At 65.3% G+C, this 2,655-nt stretch carries 3 protein-coding genes; all 3 read left to right on the top strand.

Going from position 1 to position 2,655, the window contains the following annotated elements:
- Positions 1-33: 33 nt before the first annotated feature.
- A complete protein-coding gene (locus tag VGH54_RS21035; RefSeq protein WP_331514022.1) occupies positions 34-516 on the top strand; it encodes a hypothetical protein in 483 nt (160 codons plus the stop codon).
- A 37-nt stretch (positions 517-553) separates the two neighbouring features.
- Positions 554-1,510, top strand: a complete 957-nt coding sequence (locus tag VGH54_RS21030; protein WP_331514023.1) for a MoxR family ATPase — start codon at positions 554-556, stop codon at positions 1,508-1,510.
- A gap of 6 nt (positions 1,511-1,516) precedes the next feature.
- On the top strand, positions 1,517-2,655 hold a 1,139-nt coding region (locus VGH54_RS21025), incomplete at its 3' end, for a DUF58 domain-containing protein (RefSeq protein ID WP_331514021.1).

Here is a 2,655-nt window from a genome sequence, read left to right as displayed (position 1 = left end):
ACAGCTGACTCTGGCCGACATGCGGAGTACGGTATGAAAAGACTGATTGCACTTGGTGTTTCCCTGGTGCTGAGCGCGGAGCTGGCGGCGCTGTCGCTGCACGATCACCGGCTTGTGTTCTGGGCAGCAGGTGCCGCAGTGCTTTTCGCGTTGATGAGTGTGCGCCAGTTCCTTGGGCGCGATTTCGAACCGACGCCGTCGATGATTCCGAACGCTCTCGAGGAATCGCTGCGCAGTTGGTTGTCGCGGACTCAGACGCTGATTCACCGCTCGGAATCAACCCGGGCCGATTGGGACCGGCATTTGCGCCCAATGCTGGCGCGGCGGTTCGCGATTGCGACGGGACAAAAGCAGGCCAAGGATCCGGCGGCGTTTGATGCCACGGGGCGAACACTTTTCGGCGCCGAGCTGTGGGCGTGGGTGAACCCGAACAATGTTGCGCACACCGGTGCGAGTGAACCCGGGCCGGGCCGCGCGACGCTGGAGGAAATCCTGGAACGGTTGGAGCAGGTATGACAACGGGTAAGCGGCGGATATGACTTCAGAGACGGCCATGCCGGCAACCACGGCCCGCGCGGTAGCGGTGCTCGACGAGATCGAGCGCGTCGTGGTGGGTAAGCGCTCGGCGCTCACGCTCATTCTCACGACGGTGCTCGCGCGCGGGCACGTGCTGATCGAAGATCTGCCCGGCCTGGGTAAAACCCTGATCGCCCGGTCCTTCGCCGCGGCGCTCGGGCTGGACTTCACCCGAGTCCAGTTCACACCCGATCTGCTACCCGCGGACCTGCTCGGCTCGACCGTCTACGACATGCAGTCCGGCCACTTCGAATTCCGTCCCGGCCCGATCTTCACCAACTTGTTGCTGGCCGATGAAATCAACCGCACACCACCCAAAACCCAAGCGGCGCTTCTGGAAGCGATGGCCGAACGCCAGGTCAGCATCGACGGCACCACCCACCCTCTGCCCGAACCCTTCATTGTGCTGGCGACCGACAACCCGATCGAATACGAGGGCACATATCCACTACCGGAGGCACAGCTGGATCGCTTCGCGGTACGGCTCGAACTGCGCTACCTCTCCGAGCAAGACGAGGCCTGGATGCTGCGCCGCCGCCTGGATCGGGGATCGGCGGAGCCGACGGTCAATCAGGTTGTGGATGCGCATGATCTGCTGGCGATGCGCGAGTCCGTCGAGCAGGTGAGCGTGCATGACGACGTTCTGCACTATGTGGTGTCGCTGGCCGCCGCGACACGGCACCACCCGCAGGTTGCGGTGGGGGCCAGCCCGCGTGCGGAGCTCGATCTGGTGCAGCTTGCGCGGGCTCGCGCGCTGCTTCTCGGCCGCGATTACGTGATCCCCGAAGACATCAAGGCACTCGCCACGCCCGCTGTGGCGCACCGGATTACGTTGCGACCGGAGATGTGGGTGAGGAAGATCCAGGGTTCGGATATCGTCGAGGAGCTGCTGCGGCGGTTGCCGGTTCCACGAACGCGCGGCGGCCCGCAGTAAGTCCGCGTGGCCGAGATTCGGGAAGTTCAGCTACGTTGGCGCGCATCAGCATTGACGCGCGCGATCGCCACGTGCGCTGCGTTCGCCCTGGCCGTCGGCTTGATCAGGTCGTGCTGGCAGCTCATCGCTTTCGCCGCACCACTGCTGGGCGTGCTCTGTTCAATCAGCTGGCAGCGGCCGTTGCCGAAAGTCAACGTCCACGCCGAACCCGGTTCGCAGCGCTGCTTCGAAGCCGAGCAGACTCAGCTGACTTTTTGGGCAGACACTCAAACATTAGGTACCGCAATAGAACTCACCGTGTCAGCGATCGATGGAATGCCACTCGAGGTTGTCCAGCGGACATCTGACCGGCGCCTGACGCTGACCGCCGGCGCCGAACGTTGGGGACGCTATCCGGTCCACGCCACGGTCGAGGTTGTCGCGCATGGCGGGTTACTGGTCGGCACGGGAACCGTCGACGCGGCTGAGGTGACCGTCTTCCCGATGACGCCGCCGCAGCCGACGGCGCTGCCGCCGACCGAACTGCTCGACCGGCTGGGCATCCACTTGACCCGGCACATCGGCCGCGGCGTCGAATATGCCGACATCCGCACCTATGTGCCGGGCGACCAACTGCGCACCGTCAACTGGCCGGTGAGCGCCCGTCGCGGCCGCCTGCACGTGACTCAGCGATTGACTGATCGGTCCGCGGACGTGGTTGTGCTGATCGACGGATATCCGCAGCCTGCCGGCCCCGCTACGGTCGCCACCGAGCGGATTGTCCGCGGCGCCGCCCAGGTGGTGCAGACCGCGCTGCGAAACGGTGACCGGGCCGGCATCGTCGCGCTCGGTGGCCGAAGACCCCGCTGGCTGGGTGCCGACATCGGGCAACGCCAGTTCTACCGGGTGCTCCACACCGTCCTCGACGCTGGCGATGAATTCGAAAGCACCACAGGAACATTGGCCCCTCGGGCGGCAATTCCGTCGGGTGCGATCGTCGTCGGGTTCTCGACGCTGCTGGACACCGAATTTGCGCTGGCGCTGATCGACCTGCGTCGTCGCGGTCACGTGGTGGTGGCGGTCGACGTACTGCAGGGCGCCCCGTTTCGCACCGCCCAGGACCCACTGGTCGACCGGATGTGGGCGCTGCAGCGTTCGGCCATGTA

The sequence above is a fragment of the Mycobacterium sp. genome (genome assembly GCF_036488105.1).
Lineage (GTDB): Bacteria > Actinomycetota > Actinomycetes > Mycobacteriales > Mycobacteriaceae > Mycobacterium.
Note: the sequence above shows the minus strand (reverse complement) of the source record. Positions and strands in the feature narration are given on the sequence as shown.